The sequence below is a fragment of the Variovorax sp. RA8 genome, from assembly GCF_901827175.1.
Lineage (GTDB): Bacteria > Pseudomonadota > Gammaproteobacteria > Burkholderiales > Burkholderiaceae_C > Variovorax.
Genome location: NZ_LR594662.1, coordinates 3300636 through 3318919, shown reverse-complemented (window position 1 = coordinate 3318919; position 18284 = coordinate 3300636). Strand labels below are relative to the sequence as shown.

The 18284-nt window shown below is 67.6% G+C and carries 17 protein-coding genes; 13 read left to right on the top strand and 4 right to left on the bottom strand.

All coding sequences use genetic code 11. From position 1 onward, the window contains the following. The first annotated feature begins 39 nt into the window (after window positions 1-39). From mltG to E5P3_RS15500, 6 genes are all read left to right on the top strand, one after another. Window positions 40-1059, top strand: a complete 1020-nt coding sequence (gene mltG, locus E5P3_RS15525) for an endolytic transglycosylase MltG (protein ID WP_162586789.1) — start codon at window positions 40-42, stop codon at window positions 1057-1059. Further along, window positions 1056-1697, top strand: a complete 642-nt coding sequence (tmk, locus tag E5P3_RS15520; RefSeq protein ID WP_162586788.1) for a dTMP kinase — start codon at window positions 1056-1058, stop codon at window positions 1695-1697. Before mltG ends, tmk begins: the two co-directional genes overlap by 4 nt. A 64-nt stretch (window positions 1698-1761) precedes the next feature. After that, window positions 1762-2781 carry a DNA polymerase III subunit delta' gene (locus tag E5P3_RS15515; RefSeq protein WP_162586787.1) on the top strand — a complete coding sequence of 340 codons (1020 nt, stop codon included), beginning with the start codon at window positions 1762-1764 and terminating at the stop codon, window positions 2779-2781. After that, on the top strand, window positions 2778-3152 hold the full coding sequence (locus tag E5P3_RS15510; RefSeq protein ID WP_162586786.1) for a PilZ domain-containing protein: 375 nt from the start codon (window positions 2778-2780) through the stop codon (window positions 3150-3152). Before E5P3_RS15515 ends, E5P3_RS15510 begins: the two co-directional genes overlap by 4 nt. A 64-nt stretch (window positions 3153-3216) precedes the next feature. Beyond that, window positions 3217-4023, top strand: a complete 807-nt coding sequence (locus E5P3_RS15505) for a TatD family hydrolase (protein ID WP_162586785.1) — start codon at window positions 3217-3219, stop codon at window positions 4021-4023. After that, the gene (locus E5P3_RS15500) at window positions 4020-4685 is read left to right on the top strand and encodes an ankyrin repeat domain-containing protein (RefSeq protein ID WP_162586784.1); all 666 of its coding nucleotides are present in this window, start codon (window positions 4020-4022) and stop codon (window positions 4683-4685) included. Before E5P3_RS15505 ends, E5P3_RS15500 begins: the two co-directional genes overlap by 4 nt. A gap of 373 nt (window positions 4686-5058) precedes the next feature. On the opposite strand, the gene E5P3_RS15495 is transcribed toward E5P3_RS15500, so the two are convergent. Beyond that, window positions 5059-5307 carry a hypothetical protein gene (locus E5P3_RS15495; protein WP_162586783.1) on the bottom strand — a complete coding sequence of 83 codons (249 nt, stop codon included), beginning with the start codon at window positions 5305-5307 and terminating at the stop codon, window positions 5059-5061. A gap of 199 nt (window positions 5308-5506) precedes the next feature. Here E5P3_RS15495 and E5P3_RS15490 point away from each other — a divergent pair, with 199 nt between their 5' ends. From E5P3_RS15490 to E5P3_RS15475, 4 genes are all read left to right on the top strand, one after another. Then, entirely contained in the window at window positions 5507-7972 is a 2466-nt protein-coding gene (locus E5P3_RS15490; RefSeq protein WP_162586782.1) for a cation-translocating P-type ATPase, read from the top strand. A gap of 79 nt (window positions 7973-8051) precedes the next feature. Then, a complete protein-coding gene (locus E5P3_RS15485; RefSeq protein ID WP_162586781.1) occupies window positions 8052-8819 on the top strand; it encodes a class II aldolase/adducin family protein in 768 nt (255 codons plus the stop codon). A 148-nt stretch (window positions 8820-8967) separates the two neighbouring features. Next, window positions 8968-10254 (top strand): ATP citrate lyase citrate-binding domain-containing protein, encoded by a 1287-nt coding sequence (locus tag E5P3_RS15480; RefSeq protein WP_162586780.1) that lies wholly within the window; start codon window positions 8968-8970, stop codon window positions 10252-10254. 17 nt (window positions 10255-10271) lie between these two features. Continuing rightward, on the top strand, window positions 10272-12995 hold the full coding sequence (locus tag E5P3_RS15475) for a CoA-binding protein (protein WP_162586779.1): 2724 nt from the start codon (window positions 10272-10274) through the stop codon (window positions 12993-12995). 4 nt (window positions 12996-12999) lie between these two features. On the opposite strand, the gene E5P3_RS15470 is transcribed toward E5P3_RS15475, so the two are convergent. Continuing rightward, a complete protein-coding gene (locus tag E5P3_RS15470) occupies window positions 13000-13896 on the bottom strand; it encodes a LysR family transcriptional regulator (protein WP_162586778.1) in 897 nt (298 codons plus the stop codon). A gap of 100 nt (window positions 13897-13996) precedes the next feature. Between E5P3_RS15470 and E5P3_RS15465 the strand changes: the two genes are divergently transcribed. From E5P3_RS15465 to E5P3_RS15455, 3 genes are all read left to right on the top strand, one after another. Next, window positions 13997-14866, top strand: a complete 870-nt coding sequence (locus E5P3_RS15465) for an SDR family oxidoreductase (protein ID WP_162586777.1) — start codon at window positions 13997-13999, stop codon at window positions 14864-14866. 124 nt (window positions 14867-14990) lie between these two features. Next, window positions 14991-15470: an aminoacyl-tRNA deacylase gene (locus tag E5P3_RS15460; protein WP_162586776.1), complete on the top strand. Its 480-nt coding sequence runs from the start codon at window positions 14991-14993 to the stop codon at window positions 15468-15470. Between the two features lie 223 nt (window positions 15471-15693). Continuing rightward, a complete protein-coding gene (locus E5P3_RS15455; RefSeq protein WP_162586775.1) occupies window positions 15694-16149 on the top strand; it encodes a hypothetical protein in 456 nt (151 codons plus the stop codon). Between the two features lie 15 nt (window positions 16150-16164). On the opposite strand, the gene E5P3_RS15450 is transcribed toward E5P3_RS15455, so the two are convergent. Together E5P3_RS15450 and E5P3_RS15445 are read right to left on the bottom strand one after the other, a co-directional pair. After that, window positions 16165-17271 carry a porin gene (locus tag E5P3_RS15450; protein ID WP_162586774.1) on the bottom strand — a complete coding sequence of 369 codons (1107 nt, stop codon included), beginning with the start codon at window positions 17269-17271 and terminating at the stop codon, window positions 16165-16167. A 29-nt stretch (window positions 17272-17300) separates the two neighbouring features. Beyond that, window positions 17301-18272 carry a PDR/VanB family oxidoreductase gene (locus E5P3_RS15445; RefSeq protein ID WP_162586773.1) on the bottom strand — a complete coding sequence of 324 codons (972 nt, stop codon included), beginning with the start codon at window positions 18270-18272 and terminating at the stop codon, window positions 17301-17303. Window positions 18273-18284 lie beyond the last annotated feature (12 nt).

The window sequence follows — 18284 nt, the reverse complement described above, 5'->3', positions numbered from 1 at the left end:
CCGCGCTTTTCCCTTTCGTCCGCCGTTTCATTCGCATCCGTGCGCCGCTTCCTTCTCACGCTCTTCCTCCTCGCCGCTTTCGTCGTTCTCGGCGCCGGCGCGGCAGGGCTCTGGTGGGTGCAGCATCCGCTGAAGCTGCCGGCGCCTACGGTGGACCTGTCGGTCGAGCCGGGCACCACGCCGCGGGGCGTCGCGCAGGCGGTGGCCGATGCAGGCGTGCGCGTGCCATGGCAGCTGCTCTACGGCTGGTTCCGCTTCTCCGGCCAGGACCGGCAGATCCGCGCCGGCAGCTACGAGCTGGAGCAGGGCGTCACCCCGCGCCTTCTGCTCAACATGCTGGTGCGCGGCGAGGAGGCCACGCGCAGCATCGTGCTGGTCGAGGGCTGGAGCTTCCGCCAGGTTCGCGCCGCGCTCGCCAAGGCCGAGCAGCTGAAGCCCGAGACCCTGGGCCAGAGCGACGAGGAGCTCATGGCCCGGCTCGGCAAGCCCGGCGTGCATCCCGAGGGCCGCTTCTTTCCCGACACCTACACCTATTCGAAGGGTTCCACCGACCTCGCGCTGCTGCAGCGGGCGATGCGGGCCATGGACAAGAAACTGGAAGCCGCCTGGGCCGCGCGCGCGTCCGACCTGCCGCTCAAGACGTCCGACGAGGCGCTGATCCTTGCCAGCATCGTCGAGAAGGAGACAGGCGTGGCCAAGGACCGGGCCGAGATCGCGGCCGTGTTCGTCAACCGGCTGCGCACCGGCATGCCGCTGCAGACCGACCCCACCGTGATCTACGGTCTGGGCATGCGCTTCGACGGCAACCTGCGCAAGAAAGACCTTCAGGCCGACACGCCCTGGAACACCTACCTGCGGCCTGGCCTGCCACCCACGCCGATCGCCATGCCGGGCAAGGCCGCGCTGCTGGCTGCGGTGCAGCCGGCGCAGAGCAAGTCGCTGTACTTCGTTTCCCGCGGCGACGGCTCCAGCCATTTCAGCAGTTCGCTCGACGAGCACAACCGGGCGGTGAACCGCTACCAGCGCGGCACCGACACGGCACCACGGAGCGGGCGATGACGCAGCCGGGCTTGTTCCTCACGCTCGAAGGCATCGACGGCGCCGGCAAGTCCAGCCACATCGATGCGCTGGAGGCGCTGTTCAAGGCCCAGGGGCGGCAGGTCACGCGCACGCGCGAGCCGGGCGGCACGCCGCTGGCCGAGACGCTGCGCACGATGGTCCTCACGCAAGCCATGGACCCGCTCACCGAGTCGCTGCTGGTGTTCGCGGCGCGGCGCGACCACATCGTGCAAGTGATCGAGCCCGCGCTGGCGCGGGGCGATGTAGTGCTGTGCGACCGCTTCACCGACGCTACCTTCGCCTACCAGGGCGCGGGCCGCGGCTTCGACAAGGCGGTGCTCTCGACTCTGGAGCAGTGGGTGCAGGGGCGCGATGCCGTGCTGCTGCAGCCCACGCTCACGCTGTGGTTCGACCTGCCGCCCGAGACGGCCGCCGAGCGCCTGGCCGGCGCGCGTCTGCCGGACAAGTTCGAATCGCAGCCGGTGGAGTTCTTCCGCCGTGTCGCGGCCGGCTATGCCGAGCGCGCCGCGTCCGCGTCGCGCTTCGTGCGCATCGACGCGAACCGCCCGCGTGAGCAGGTGTGGCAGCAGATCGAGGCGGCCTTGGTCCAGCGCGGCCTGGCCGGCGGCAAGCCATGAGCCGCACGGCCGCTCCGAAGGCTCATGGCACGGCAGCCTGCAGCGGTGGCGCGGAGGGTGTGCAATGACCCAGCCCGCCCTGTCGCCCTGGCTGCGCAAGCCGCTGGCCGAGCTGCTGCGGCAGCGCGGCCACGCCTGGCTTCTGCACGGGCCCTCGGGCCTGGGGCAGTACGAGCTGGGCCTGGCGCTGGCCGCTGCGTGGCTCTGCGAGCAGCGGGACGAAACGGGCGGGCAGGGCGCCTGCGGCAACTGCCCAAGCTGCCACGCGATCGCGGTGCGCACCCATGCCGATCTCTGCGTGCTGATGCCCGAGGTGGCGATGCAGGAGCTGGGCTGGCCGCTCGACGAGAAGAGCCAGGCCGACATCGACGACAAGAAGCGCAAGCCCAGCCGCGAGATCCGCGTCGAGGCGATGCGCGATGCGGTTGGGTTCGCCCAGCGCACCAGCGCGCGCGGCCGCGGCAAGGTCGTGCTGGTCTATCCGGCCGAGCGCATGAACACCATCACCGCCAACGCCTTGCTCAAGACGTTGGAGGAGCCGGTCGGCGACGTGCGCTTCGTGCTGGCCAGCGAGGCCGCCTGGCAGCTGCTGCCCACCATCCGCAGCCGCTGCCTCGGCTTCACCTTGCCCTGGCCCGGTGACGACGAGGCGCGCGAATGGCTGGTGGGGCAGGGCGTCCCGGCTGCAGACGCAGCCGCCCTGCTGCGCGCTGCCGGCGGCCGGCCCAGTGATGCATTGCGGCTTGCCGCCTCGGGCCAGTCGCCCAAGGCCTGGAGCCTGCTGCCCAAGGCCATGCTGCGCGGCGACGTTGGCGCCCTGGCCGACCACGCGCCGGCCCAGGCCATCAGCGCGCTGCAGAAGCTGTGCCACGACCTCATGACCGTGGACAGTGGCGCCGCGCCGCGCTTCTTCGAAGCCGCCGACCTGCCGGCCGTGCCGCCGAAAGCCGCGCTGGCCCGATGGGCCCGGTCGCTCGCCAGTGCGGCAAAAACCGCAGAACATCCCTTCAATGCCGGCCTGATGCTCGAAGCGCTTGTGAGCGAAGCACGAAGCACCCTAAACTCCGCCAGCCGCCGCCCATGAACACAATAGCCACCCCCACCCCCGCCGCACCCGCCCGCCCCAGCGTCATTCAGCTCGCGATCAAGGAAAAGGGTGCGCTCTATGCGGCCTACATCCCGCTGTTCGCCGAAGGCGGCATCTTCATCCCGACCTCGCGCGAGTACCGCCTGGGCGACGACGTCTACGTGCTGCTCACGCTGCCCGAGGACCCGCAGCGCTACCCGGTGGCCGGCAAGGTGGCCTGGATCACGCCAGCGCGCGCGGCCGGCAACCGGGCGCCGGGTGTCGGCATCCGTTTCCCCTCGGACGAGAAGTCGCGCCAGCTCAAGGCGCGCATCGAAGAGGCGCTCGGCGGCATCGCGGCCTCCGACCGCCCGACCCAGACCATTTGAGGTCCGTCCGCATGGCGCAGACCGCAGGTGCTGCGGTCGCGCCGCCGTTTTCCGAAGTCTTGCGATGTTCACCGACTCCCATTGCCACCTGAGCTTCCCCGAGTTCGCCGGCCAGATGCCGCAGATCCGCGAGGCCATGGCCGCCGCGCAGGTCGACCGTGCGCTGTGCATCTGCACGACCCTGGAAGAATTCCCCGAGGTGCAAGCCCTGGCGGCTGGTTTTGACAATTTTTGGGCCAGCGTAGGCGTCCATCCGGACAACGAGGACATCGCCGAGCCTTCGGTAGAGGATCTGGTGGCTCGTTCCGCGCTGCCCAAGGTCGTGGCGATTGGCGAGACCGGCCTCGACTACTACCAGATGGAAGAGCGAAAGGGCGGCCGCAGCATCGCCGACCTGGGATGGCAGCGCGACCGTTTTCGGGTGCACATCCACGCCGCCCAGCAGGTGCGCAAGCCGCTGATCATTCACACCCGCGAGGCTTCCGCCGATACGCTGGCGATCCTGAAGGAGGAGGGCGAGGATGGCGCTGGCAGGGCTGCCGGGGGCGTGTTCCATTGCTTCACCGAGACGGCCGAGGTCGCGCGCGCCGCGCTGGACCTGGGTTTCTACATTTCCTTCTCGGGCATCCTGACCTTCAAGAAGGCGCAGGATTTGCGCGACGTGGCCGCCTTCGTGCCGCTGGACCGCATGCTGATCGAGACCGACAGTCCCTACCTGGCGCCCGTGCCGTACCGCGGGAAGACCAACAATCCTTCCTACGTGCCTTTTGTGGCGCGGCAGATCGCGGAACTGCGCAAGCTGCCGGTCGAGACCATTGGCCAGGTCACCAGCCATAACTTCGAGACCCTGTTCGCAGGCGTCAAGAGATGAAGAAATACTTTAAAAAAGCGGTTTATCTTGCTGTTTTTACAGCGTCTTTTTCGCTGCATGCGGGCTCGTTCGACGATTTTTTCCGGGCGGTGCGCAGCGACAACGCCGGCGGCATTGCCGATTTGCTGAACCGCGGCTTCGACCCCAACACGCGCGATGAGCAAGGCCAGACCGGCCTGCTGATCGCCATGCGCGAGCCGTCGCCCAAGGTCATCCAGGTGCTGCTGGACTCACCCAAGACCGATGTGGAGCTGCGCAACGCGAAGGACGAAAGCCCGCTGATGCTGGCCGCGCTCAAGGGGCAGCAGGACCTGGTGACGCGGCTGATCGCACGCGACGCCGACGTCAACAAGCCTGGCTGGGCTCCGTTGCACTACGCGGCCACCGGCGGGCACGTGGCGATCATGAAGCAGCTGCTGGAGCACTACGCCTTCATCGACGCGCAGTCGCCCAACGGCAGCACGCCGCTGATGATGGCCGCGATGTACGGCTCCAGCGCCGCGGTCCAGCTGCTGCTCGACGAGGGCGCGGATACGGCGATGAAGAACCAGCTCGGCATGACGGCCCTGGACTTTGCCCAGCGCGCCAATCGGCCGGATGCGGTGCGGCTGTTGAGTACCGCGGCCCGGGCGAACAAGCGGCCGAGCGATGGGAAATGGTGAGCGAAGCCCGCTTGCCCCGTGGTTGTCTCATCGGCTCAAAAAATACAATGTGCATTATGTTAAATCGCATTGCACCGGCTCCGCGGCGGTGAGCCCAACTGCTCGCCGTGACGTGGACGCGATCGGGCTACTCTCCCCCGGATGGACTCGAGGTACTCGGCTGCGAGCGAATAGCGAGCGGTAGTTCACTGCCTATCCGAAGCCCGCGCTGAAGAAGGCTTCGACATGGACAAGCTGCTCTCGCGACGCGCGCACACGAGGAAGTTCACAGAGGACAGCATGTTCGGCGGCCATTCGGGCCGCCTGGGTGCGTGGGTCGCGCAGCAGCGTGCCAACGCCCTGCTCCGCCTTGATGTTGGCTGCGCGTTGTCCGCTACGCGGAGCGCTGGCGCTGTCGATGGCGAGTTCCCACCCAGTCCAGCAGCGTCGTGATGATCAGGCCGGCGAACGAGGCGAGGTCCACGACCAGCATCGTGACGACGATCAGCAACTGTGGGTCGGGCAGATCGAATTCGAGAAGATCAAGGAGTGAGCGCTCCGGCGGCGGGGACAAGGGCGGAGGTGGAAAGACGATCTCGATCGCGACCAGGCAGGACAGTGAGAGGGTCGCGAGCACGGACATCCAGGCAAACCACCGTTGATGTCTCCTGCGCGCCTCTGCTGGTGACCGCATGTCTTTGGCCCACGATGAATGTTCACCCGAGAATACGCCTAGAGCATTCATCGCCGCTAGGCGCTTTGTCATGACTTGCATCGCTGCAATGCACCATGGCGCAGAGGCGTCAGGCCAGCGCGTCGAGCGCCTGCCAGACTGAATCACCATGAGCCAGCGCCATGTCCCTCTCGACAGACTGCCCGCCTTGGGCCCGAATGCAGCGGGCCTGGGCGCGGCGCAGGTCGAGGTGCAACGCAGTCACGGCTTCAACGACATCGTGGAGCAAGCCGCCAGCGGTTGGCTCGTGGTCGCGCGCGACACGGCGCGCGACCCCATGCTGTGGTTCCTGGTGCTGACGGCGGGCCTGTTCGGCCTGCTGGGGCAAGTCACCGAGTCGCTGACGCTGCTGGTCGCGATGGCGCCGCTACTGGGCATGGACGCGTATCTGCATCGACGCACGAATGCTTCCTCCGCAGGGCTGGCGAGTCGGCTGGCCAGTTCGGCACGGGTGCTGCGCGACGGGCAGTGGCAGGCCATCCCGGCGCGGGAGTTGGTTCCGGGCGACTTGGTCGAGGTGGCGCCGGGCGAGTACTTCCCGGCCGATGGCCTGCTGGTTTCCGGCAACGGCCTTCAGGTGGACGAATCGACTCTGACCGGCGAGTCGTTGCCGGTGGCCAAGCAAACCATCGAGCCTGCCGCGCCACTGCCTGCAAGCGCGTCCGAGGAGCACTGGGGCACCGCGGGCACACGCCTGCTGACCGGCAAGGCCTGGCTGCGCATCGTCTGCATCGGCAGCGAGACGCGCTATGGCGAGATCGTCCGTTCCGCCACCGAGGGCAGCCACGCCCCGACCCCCCTGCAGAGGGCCATTGGCGAACTCGTCGCCGTGCTGCTCGGCATGGCGGTCGTGATGTGCATCGTCCTTGCCGCGATCAGGCTGTGGCACGGCCACGGGTGGATCGATGCACTCCTGAGCGCTGTGACGCTGGCCGTGGCCGCGCTGCCCGAGGAGTTCCCGGTCGTCTACACATTTTTTCTCGGCGTCGGGGTTTACCGCTTGGCTCGCAAGAAGGCCCTGGTGCGGCGCGCGGTTGCGGTGGAGAACATCGGCCGCGTCACCTGCATCGTGTCGGACAAGACTGGGACGATCACCGCGGGCTCGCTGGTGTTGGCACACCGGGCCCCGGCCGACGGCGAGGACGAGGCTTCGGTGCTGCAGGTGGCTACCTTCGCCGCAAGGCCCGACAGCGGCGATCCGCTCGACCAGGCCCTGCATGCGGCGGCGGGGCAACTGCCGCAGGCGGCCAGGGTGGCTGACTTCCCATTCACCGAAGCCCGACGCCGCGAGACGGTCATCTGGCGCCTGGCCGCCGGCGATCCAACGGCCTTCACCAAGGGCGCTCCGGAGACCGTGTTGGCCACCTGTGAGTTGTCCCAGCCGGAACGAGCCAAATGGCTCGCTCGCGTCGAGGCGTACGCACGCAGCGGGCACAAGGTCATTGCGTGCGCCCGGCGTGAGATGCCTGCCGGGATGCCCACCGGCGTCGAGCCCGAGGCGGGCTTCGCGTTCACGGGCCTGCTGGCCTTCGAGGACCCGGTGCGCGACGGCGTGCGCGAGGCCATGGCCGACTGCATGGCCGCGGGCATGCGCGTCATCATGGTCACCGGGGACCATCCGGCCACGGCCGCGGCGATTGCGCGCGAGATCGGGCTCGGCGGCGCAGAGCCGAAGGTCGTCGTTCTTGCACCCGGGGACGATGCCGGTGCAGTGCTCGGCGCCAATGGCGGCGCGCATGTGGTGGCGCGCGCCACACCCGCGCAAAAGCTCGCGCTGGTGCAGGCGCTCCAAGCCGAGGGTGAACTCGTCGCCGTCACGGGCGACGGCGTCAACGATGTACCGGCGCTGCGCCTGGCCGACGTCGGCGTGGCCATGGGCGAGCGCGGCACGCGCAGCGCCCGCGAGGTGGCGCCGGTGGTCCTGCTCGACGACAACTTCAGGACCATCGTCGATGCCGTGGCCGAAGGCCGCCAGCTCTTCCAGAACCTGCGGCTCGCCTTCGCCTACCTGCTCCTGGTGCACCTGCCGCTCGTGATCGGGGCCGCCGCGATCCCGCTGATGGGCCTGCCCTTGCTGTTCCTGCCGATCCACATCGTGTGGCTGGAACTCGTCATCCATCCGACGGCCATGCTGGCATTCCAGGATCTCCCGGGCCTGGGGCCGCTCGCTCCGGTGCGGCGCCGTCGACGTGCGCGCTTCTTCTCGACCGAAGGCTGGCTGGGCATCGGCCTGGTCGGCGGGCTCATGAGCGTGGCCGTGGTCTGGAGCTACCTCCACGCGCTGGGCGCTGACCAGGACGTCGAGCACGCCCGCGCGATGGCCCTGACTGTATTGCTGGCGGCCAGCGCCGGCATCACGACCGGCCTGACGAAGCTGCGCCAGGCCACCGCGCGCTGGCTCGTCGTCGGCACGCTCGCATCGCTCGGCATGCTCGTCCAGATCCCGGTGGCCAGTCGATTGTTGAACCTTCGGCCGCTGCACGGCGACGACTGGGCGATGGTCGCCATAGCCTTCGCCGTGGTCGGCATGGCGACACTCGGGCTGGCATCGCGGTTGAGGCACCACCCGGATTGAGCACCGGCGTTTTCCCGGTTGAAACCGGCCGCGGTTTCCTGAGAATCAGCCATCCGAACGCAGAGCGCCGCGCACCGCCATGAACACCACCACGCATTCCGAAATCCAGAAGCTCGTCTCGGCCGAGGAATGGCAGCTGCGCGTGGACCTCGCGGCCTGCTACCGGCTCGTCGCCCTCCACGGCTGGAGCGACCTCGTCTTCACCCACATCAGCGCGCGCGTGCCGGGGCCCGAGCACCATTTCCTGATCAATCCCTACGGGCTGATGTTCGATGAGATCACCGCCTCCAGCCTGATCAAGGTGGACCAGGACTGCAACAAGGTGATCACCTCGCCCCACCCCGTCAATCCCGCCGGCTTCGTGATCCACAGCGCGGTGCATGCGGCGCGGCCGGACATCCAGTGCGTGCTGCACACCCACACGCGTGCCGGTATCGCCGTCAGCGCGCAAAGGAACGGCGTGCTGCCGATCAGCCAGCAGTCCACCTTCGTGCTGGCCTCGCTGGCCTATCACGACTACGAGGGCGTGGCCTTCCGTGACGACGAGAGGCCGCGGCTGCAGGCCGACATGGGCGAGGCCAACTTCCTGATGCTGCGCAACCACGGCCTCCTGACCGTGGGCAGGACCATCCCCGACGCCTTCCTCTCGATGTACATCTTCGAGAACACCTGCCAGATCCAGATCGCCGCACAAGCGGGCGGCGGCGAGCTCACCCGTGTGGATCCGCGCATCATCGACGGCGTAGGCCAGGCGCTGAAGGTGCAGACCGGTGGCCTGGGCGGCGCCTTCGCCTGGCCCGCGCTGATCCGCAAGCTCGACCGCATCGACCCCAGCTACAAGGACTAGCAGCGGGCCACCAGGTACTCCCGCTACCCGTACTTACCCTCACCGCACTGACGGCGGATCGACAGCTTCGATTCCTACGATTTCTCCGAGGCCTCCCGAGACGCGGGCAGCCCACGGCGCAGTTCGCGCACCACAGGAGACATCGACCATGCAGATCACCGGCATGTTGCACGGCGCACGCCTGCTGCACTTCGCGGGCTTTCCGGCCACCGAGGTGCCGGGCCCCGCGGCCAGCGAAGAGGAAATCAAGGCGCTGATCGACAAATATGGCCTCGTCTTCGTCAAGCCCGTCTTCAAGGGCGGCATCGGCAAGAAGGGCAAGGCCGGCCTGCTGGGCCGCGCCAGCGACCTGAAGACCGCGCTGGCCGAGAAGGAGCGCCTTTACTTCGCCGAGCACACGGTCGGCCATGTCAAGGCCAAGGCCAACGGGGTGACGTTCGAGGCGGGCGTGCCGGCCAAGCACGAGGTCTACTTTTCCATCAGCGACTCCACCCGCTTCCGCGCGCCGACCATGACGCTCACGCACATGGGCGGCATGGACATCGAGGAGCTCGACAAGAGCCAGGTCGCGACGGTGCCCTTCGACCCGCTCACCGGCCTGAAGGCCTTCGTGGTGGCCAATGCGCTGACCGAGATCGGCGCGCCGAAGGAAATCATCTCGCCGCTGGTCCAGCAGCTGCCCAAGCTGTGGGAGCTGTTCCACGACTTCGGCATGACCACGCTGGAGCTCAACCCGATCCGCATGCGCGAGGACAAGAAGGGCCGGCTCACCCCGGTGGCCTGCGACTTTAAGTGCGGCTTCGACCGCGACGACCCGCGCTGGCTGCGCCTGGGCCTGCCGCCCCACCTGTTCGCGGCCGACTACTCCGACTTCGAGCAGGAGATCAACACCCTGCGCACGCACCAGGGCCAGAGCGACGTCTACGTGATCAACGAGAACGGCACGGTGCTCGCTCCCACCTTCGGCGGCGGTGCCAACTCGCTCGTGACCGAGATGCTGGGCGACGATGCGATCATCAGCTCCGACTTCGGCGGCAACCCGCCCTACGAGAAGATGAAGGAGGTGGCGCGCATCTGCTTCAGGCACTGGCTGAAGCAGGCCAACGTGCTCTTCATCATCGGCGGCAAGAGCAACAACACCGACATCTTCGAGACCCTGCGCGCCATGGCCGACGCGCTGCGCGAGCACTTCAGCCAGCATGGGCCCACGCCGCTCTACGTCGTACTGGGCCGCGGCGGGCCGAACCTCGTGCGCGGCATGGGCGCCCTGCGCGACACCTGCGATGCGCTGGGCCTGCCCTACCGGCTCTTCGGCTTCGACTCCGACATGAGCGAGGTGATCCAGTTCGCCCGCAAGGTCAACGCGTGGATGAAGGACGGCGGGCGCGAGCAGGTCGCGGCACGCCTGGGCATCCAGGCCGCGACGGCCGCTTGAAAAGGGAGGACAACATCATGCAATCCAGCTGGCAGAAGACAGGCGTGGGCGACTTCAAGTACCACGTCGGCATCAGCTCGCTCACGCAGGTCGCCTCGCGCGAGGACCGCGTCTGCGTGCTCAACATCCTGGGCGGCGAATCGAGCGAGGTGACGCCGGTGAGCCATGCCTACTCGGGCGGCAACGTGGTCTTCGGCACCGCGCCCGGCAAGGGCGGCGCGGTGCTGGAAACGCCGATCGGCGAGATCCCGGTCTTCAACAACGTGCGCGACGGGCTGGCGGCGGGCCACCGCTTCAACTGCGGCGTGGTGTACCTGCCGCCCTCGGCGGCGCGCGACGGCGTGGCCGAACTGATCCGCGTGAACCCGGAGCTGCGCAAGATCTTCATCATCACCGAGAAGATTGCCGTGCACGACGCACGCGAGATTCGCGCCATGGGTCAGCAGAACGGCATCGACATCTTCGGCGCCAACGGCCTGGGAGTGGCCGACTCGTGGAACCAGGTGCGCATCGGCGGCGCCCTGGGCGGCGACAAGCCCGGCGACTCGCTGCGACCGGGCTCGATCGCGATCTTCTCGAACTCGGGCGGCTTCTCCACCACCATCGCGCAGTACCTGCGCATGGCGGGCTGGGGCACCACCACCGTGATCTCCTCGGGCAAGGACGTCTATATCCACTACGCCGCGCCCGAGTTCGCCTTCGCCCTGGCCAACGACGCGCGCAGCAAGGCCGCGGTGCTGTATTGCGAGCCGGGCGGCTACTACGAGCTGGACGCGAAGTTCACCAAGCCGGTCGTCGCCTGCGTGGTCGGGCGCTGGAAGAGCAAGCTCACGCGCGCGGTCGGCCATGCCGGCGCGATGGCCGGCGGCTCGGACGATGCACTGGCCAAGGAACGCTGGTTCATGGAGAAGTTCGGCGTCGACGCGATCTTCACGCCCGACAACCCGGTGTTCTCGGCCAAGGGCGCGCTGGTGACCAACATCGCCCACATCCCGGCCGCGCTCACGGCGGTGATGCGCGCCAACGCGAGCCTGCCCGATTTCGCGCCCGAAGGCACGCTGGCCCTCAAGCCCTGGTTCGGCTCCGATGAGGGCCTGGACCTGCCGCAAGAGCTGCGTCCGCAGGTGGTGGAGGCGCTCGCGCCCTACAACGAGCAGGTGGCGCTGCTCAACACGCAGATCGGCGGCGTGGTGCCGCGCCAGGCCATGAAGGACGCCTCCGGCGCCTCCCAGATGGATGCGAAGACGCAGGTCAGCAGCCTGCACGGCACCAGCATGCTGGACGCGGCCACCCTGGCGCTCGAATCCAACGTGGCGCTCGCGCTGCTGCACGACGCCGGCGGCGAGAACGACCGCCGGCTGATCGCGCCCGCCATCGCGGCCCATGTCAACCTGCACGGGCGCCCCGAGCTCGCTGCGGCACAAGCCAGCCGCGAGGCGGGCAATGCGCCGAACTCGGTGCTGGCGGCGGCGGCAGCCATCGTCGGACCGAAGCGCCAGCAGGCGGCGCGCGAGGCGCTGGGCTTCATGCTCGAACGCTTCCATGCCGCGGGCCTCGGCAACGAGTTCGGCGCCTCGCTCAGCGACAGCTTCGACATCGCGCAGATCGACATGGCGGGTGCGCCAGCGCTCACGAGCGACACGCCCGACGTCCGCGCCCAGGTCCTACAGGCCGGCGTGCAGGCGCGCGGCGGGCGCTCGGTGTTCCTGCGCTGGCTGCAGAGCCTCCCCGGCCACCCGACCGAGGCAGCGGTGCTGGCCGCGATCTCGGCCACTTTGGCCTGGGGGCCGCTGTCGCGCAAACGCATCTCTCTGCTGACGGCGCAGAACTTCCCCTGGTGGCTGCAGCTCTTCGGCACGCTGATCGGCGCCTCGGCGGATGCCGCGCGGCACGAGGAAGGCCGCTTCTGCGGCATCGCGCAGCAGCAGTTGCTGGAGAGCGCGAGCCTCGGCGAGATCGCGTTCGCCGCCCTCCTCGGCCGCACGCCGGGCGAGGCCGACCTGTTTGCCTTCCAGACCCTGGTCGGCCTGCTGCTGACCAACGGCCCCGGCGCGATCTCGGCCCAGGGCGCCAAGGGCGCCGTGTCGGCGGACGGGCCCGAGCAGCCCGAGCGGGTGCAGCTCAACAAGGCGCTGATCGGCTTCCTCACGCACACCGGCTATGCGCACGGCGGCAACGGCTACGAGGGCATCGCCTTCCTGATCGAGCAGTTCAAGGGCAGCGGCCTCGAGGATCCGGGCGCCCCGGACCACGGCGTCGATCTCCAGGCCCTGGCCGCGAAGGCGGTGGACCAGTATGCGCAGTACAAGACCCGGAAGAAGAGCGCGGGCAGCCTGGACATCGCCAAGCTGCCGGGCGTGAACCACCCGGTCTTCAAGGACAAGCCGGTCAACGTCGACCCGCGCGAGGTCTTCATCGCGAAGCTGCGCGAGGCGCGCGGCGACCACAACGTCTTCCACGATTTCTACCGCGCGCTGGTGCAGCAGCTCTTCGATGCCGGCGTCTCGCGCAATGTCTATTGCGTGAACGTGGACGCGGTGATCGCCGCGCTGCTGCTCAAGATGCTGTGGAAGCCGCTGCAGTCCGGCGAGATCGGCGAGCGCGAGCTCGAAACTGCTGCATTCACGATCTTCCTGTACCCGCGCATGCTGGGATGCGCCGCCGAAATCGACGACCACCTGAACCGCGGGCGCAACATGGACACGCGCACGGTGGCATCACTCTGCAAGTTCGTAGCCTGATCTTTCAATCGATAAAGGACGCCAGTTCACCAGGTGATCCCGTTGGAAAGGCTTCCTTCAAGAAATCCATGAAGGTTGAAACGCGCGTGCTCAGCAACCTGCGAGACGGATACAACGCCCACAGTGCAATTTCAGGCCCGTCGACATCACCCCAATGCACCAACTTTCCTGCGACCAGGTCCGGCGTCACGAGAGACAGGGGCAGGCGTGCAGCCCCGACGCCTGCTCGGACAGCGTCACGCACCATGAACAACGAGGACAAGTGCAACACCGGTTGCACGGCGATGCGCTTCTTGCCGGATGGTCCGGTCAATTCCCATGATGCTGTCTGACCACCCGCCCCCGCTCCTCGCACCACGGCCGGCACAGGCGACTTGCCTGCCGGTCGCGGGAGGCTCGGGCTCGCAACCATAACGAGCCGATCTCTCATGAAGATCCTTCCTACCAATCGCGCATCAGGGTCCGGGTTCACTCGGATCACCAGGTCGTAGCCCTCTTCCACCATATCGACGGCCCGGTCTTCACTGGTGACCTCCAGCCGGATCTCGCGATGCCTGAGTGCAAATCGGGCCGCGAGTTTTCCCATCGCGGCCTGCGAGAAAAGCAGTGGCGCACTCACCCGCAAGCTGCCTCGCGGCGTGTCGCCGCCAGACGCGATCGCCGCCGCCGTCTCGTCGAGTTCGGTCAGCAACACAGCGGTCCTCTCGTAGAGCGCGCGTCCTTCCTCAGTGAGCTTCAGGGCCCGCGCTCCCCGCTCGAACAGACGCAGGTTGAGCCCGCTTTCAAGGTCTGCGACCCGGCGGGACAGCGTCGCCTTGGGACGACCCGTTTCGCGGGCCGCGCGCCCGAACCCGCCATGCCGTGCGACGAGGTTGAAGTCAGCCAGAGCGAGCAGATCCATCTGTTCCAATTTTGAGCCGAAGTGTCTAAATATAAGGTCTAGTGGACCGATGGTGGAACGATGAAGATGCGGGCTTCCCCAACGAAACCGGAGTTTTCCCATGACCATCCTCATCACCGGCGCAAGCGGCACTGTCGGCCGCCAAGTCGTCCAGCAACTCACTGATCGCGGAGCCACTGTCCGCGCGCTCGTTCGCAATCCGTCGAAAACCACCTTCCCGGCAGGTGTCGAGGTCGTGCAGGGCGACCTGCTGGACGTGGAGGCGCTGCGCCGCGCCCTGGCCGGCGTTTCCACACTGTTCATGCTCAACGGCGTGGTCCCCGACGAGTTCACGCAGGCCCTTGTCACGCTCAACCTGGCACGCGATGCGGGGATCGAGCGGATCGTCTATCTGTCCGTGATCCATAGCGACAGGTACCTGAACGTCCCGCACTTCGCGGGCAAGTTCGGGGTCGAGCGGATGCTCGAGCAGATGGGCTTCGGCGCCACCATCCTGCGGCCGGCCTACTCCATGCAGAACGAGCTCACCATCAAGGATGTCGTTCTCGGCCACGGCGTGTATCCGATGCCGATCGGCGGCAAGGGGCTCGCCATGATCGACGCACGCGACATCGCAGAAATTGCCGCCATCGAACTGCTGCGCCGTGAGCGAGCGCCCGGAGCGCTGCCACTGAATCGGATCAATCTGGTGGGCCCCGACACGCTGACGGGAGCAGACGTCGCCGGCATCTGGTCGGCCGCGTTGGGACGCCCGATCGTCTACGGCGGCGACGACAGCGCTGCCTTCGAGAAGAGCCTCCTGAACTTCATGCCGAGCTGGATGGCGTACGACATGCGCCTCATGAGCGAACGATTCCTGTCGGAAGGAATGATCCCGGACGCCGGTGACATCGAGCGCCTGACGACGCTTCTGGGGCGCCCGCTGCGCTCCTATCGCGATTTCGCTTCCGAGCTTGCTGCCTCGGCCTGACCGCCGCCAACGCGCTGCGGCGCCGGCCCACGCAGCCCTTGCGATCGGCAGGTCTGCGGCGCAAACTGCCGGGAGGACCCGGTCCGCGTCGGACCGGGTCGTCCACTTCGCACAAGGAGATGCCATGTCCATCCCTTCGCATCTGACCCGCTACCTCGAGGAGCGCGGCACGGGTTACGAGATCTGGACGCACGAGCACAGCCGCAGCAGCGCGGAGACGGCGCGCAGTGCCCACGTGCCCCCGAGCCAGTTGGCGAAGTCGGTCATCCTGCAGGACGACGAGGGCTGCGTGATGGCCGTGCTGCCGGCCGACAGGGTCCTCATGGTGGGCGAGTTCTCCCGCCTCGCGGGCCGCTACCGGCTCCGCCTGGCGGACGAGGATCGCATCGCCTCGCTGTTCGAGGACTGCGAGCGCGGCGCTGTGCCGCCCGTGGGCATGGCCTGGGGCATCCCGACGATCGTGGATGACGAGCTGGAAAGCAACGAGGTCGTCTACATGGAGGTCGGCGACCACGAGCAGTTGCTGCGGATGTCGCACGATCAGTTCCACGAGCTGATGCGCGCCCAGCCGCACGGGATGTTCAGCAAGTCGCCGATGCATTGAGGGCGTGGCTCGGTTGCCGGGCATATAGGCCTTTCGTCCTCAGGGTCCTCGTCGTTCGAGCGCTGCCGGATCAGCGCGTGCACATGACCTGACGATGGCAGCGGGCAATCGCCCCACCCGGCCAGGGAGATTGCCATCGAAGTCAGGTAGCGGTGGCAAGCCTTCCTAGAATTTCCGTCAACGATTCACTCCCGGGCTTCCCCTCGCCTACCCCAAGGTCCTCATGCACGAGATCGACTTGCCCGCCCAGGCGGCGGCGGTTCGCAACGTTCTTGCCAACCGTGGGATCCGTTCCGCGCTGGCCTTGCTCAACGACAGGACGCCGTATCGCTACACGGCGATCCACAAGCTCATCGGCGAGACCATGGAGGCCGTCCATGTCTTCGACCGCAATGCCGAATACCGCAGCTGGCTCAAGGCCGTGCCGCTGGACAGAAGCTTCTGCCAGTTCGCGATCCGCGAGGGCGAGTTCACCGTCCACCATGCCTCCCAGGACCCGAGCCTGGTGAGCCCCTACGACGGCCTCGTCGAGTCCTACCATGGCCAGCTGCTGAGGCGCGAGGACGGATCGCCTTGGGGCACCTTCATCCATTTCGACGTGGAGCCGCGCAGCATCGCGCAGGAGGAAGTGGCCTTCCTCCAGGACGTCATCCCCTTCTTCCTCGACTACCTCGATTGAACGCGCGATGCGGCGCTAGAAGGCGTGGCGAATGCCGAACTCCGTGCCCCTGGAGGCGCGGTTGGGCGCCGTGGTCGAACCTGCAAGCGCCTGCGTCGCGCCATTGCGGTTGCGCAGATAAGCCAGGGTGCCATACAGCGCCGTGCGCTTCGACAGGTTGTAGACATAGCCCAGCGCGAGTTTCGAGGTCGTGGGCTCCGGCACGTTGCCCGCCGGTTCGCGCTTGTAGCGCGCGTACGAGCCCTTGATCTCGCCCACGCCCACCGGCAGGCTGAAGCCCAGCAGCGCGCCCTTGCCGTCCACCGCGCCCAGCGATTCGCTGTAGATCTCGCCCATCAGCTTGAGGCTCATCAGCGACTCGAAGACGTAGGAAGCGCCGATGTTCGACACGCGCAGGTCGCCCGTCGCATAGCGCGTCTTGCCGGTGGCGAGCGTCACGTTGAACGGGCCGCTGAGATAGCCCACGCGGATCCCCGCGTAGTCGCCGTCGTCGCGGTTCGAGATCAGCGTGCCCGGCAGCACGGAGCGGTTGTCGTTCTCGCCCATGGCGTACATCACCTGCCCGTAGAAGCCACCCAGGTTGGGCGGCAGGAAGTAGCCGATGCTGTTCGAGGCGCGCGTGCCCGTCGGCGCCGTGAGGCCGCCGAGGCCCGAGAAGTAGAGCTGGTTGGCCCCGATGCCGCCGCCGGTGCCGAAGGGATCGTAGAGCGCGGTGTTCCAGAAGGTCGGCGTGTAGTCGCGGCCCAGCCGCAGCTCGCCGAAGCCGCCGGAGAAGCTCACGGTCGAGCGCCGGTTGAAGCTCAGCACGCCGGGAACGCCCGCGCCGCTGGACTGGTTGTTGGTGTTCGAGTTGAAGCCGGTGCCGTTGTCGTTCTGCAGGCCGGCCTCCAACCAGAAGCTGGCGGCGAGGCCGCCGCCGAGGTCTTCACTGCCGCGAAAACCCAGCCGGCTGAAGCTGTTGCCGCTGTTGGTCAGCTGCCATTTGCTGGAGGAGCCGTAGCCCGAACCGGTGGTGTAGGTGACGGCGGCATCGACGACACCAAAGAGCTGCACGGAGGAGGATTGCGCGCAGGCGCCGGCCGCAGCCGCGCATGCGGCCACGGCCACAAGGGATTTCTTCATTTGATTGTTGGGAGAAGGGAGTTGGAAAACTAGATGTCCAGCACCAGCGGGCCACGCTTGCACTGCGAGACACAGATGAACATGGTCTTGTTCGCGGCCTGTTCGGCCTTGGTGAGGATGCCGTCGCGGTGCTCGATCTCGCCGGCCGAAATGACCTTCGTCTCGCAGGCACCGCAAACGCCTTCCTTGCAGCTGTGGTCCGGATTGAGGCCGGCGTCGATCAGGCTGTCGAGGATGGACTTGCCCGGCGGCACCTCCACGCTCTTGCCGCTCCTGGCGCATTCGACGACATAGGTCTCGGTCGCGCTGGGTGCCTCGACATGCGCGGCCGAGAAGCGCTCGATGTGCGCATGCGCGTAGCCCAGCTGCTCGCAGGTCTTCTCGAAGGCATCCAGCATGGGCGCCGGGCCGCAGCAGTAGAAATGGCTGCCCGCGCTCTTGCCGGCCAGCAGCGTGGCGAGGTCGGGCGGCGCGCCCTTGTCGGCATCGAAATGCCAGGTCAGCGCAACCTTGTTCTCGCGCGCCAGCGCCTCCATCGCGTCGCAGAAGGCGGCTTCCTTGCGCGTGCGCGCGCAGTAGATCATCTCCACCGGCTTGCCGATGGCGACCAGGCGCTGCAGCATGCACCAGATGGGCGTCACGCCGATGCCGCCGGCCACCAGCACCGAGCGCTCCGCGCCCTCCTCCAGGTGGAAGTTGTTGCGCGGCGCCGAGATCGGCAGCGTCATGCCCACGCGCAGCTGCTGGTGCACGTAGCGCGAGCCGCCGCGGCTCTTGCGGTCGTTGGCCACGCCGACCACGTAGCGCTGGCGGTCGCTGGCCGGGTTGCACAGCGAGTAGCTGCGCACCAGGCCGTTGGGCAGGTGCAGGTCGATGTGCGAGCCGGCTTCGAAGGCGGGGAAGTCCACCTCGGGCGAAGCCGGGCGGAACTCGACGCTGACGATGCCCTCGGCCTCGTAGCGCATGGTATGCACCAGAGCGTTGAGCGTGGGGGAAGACATGGGCGTGGACCT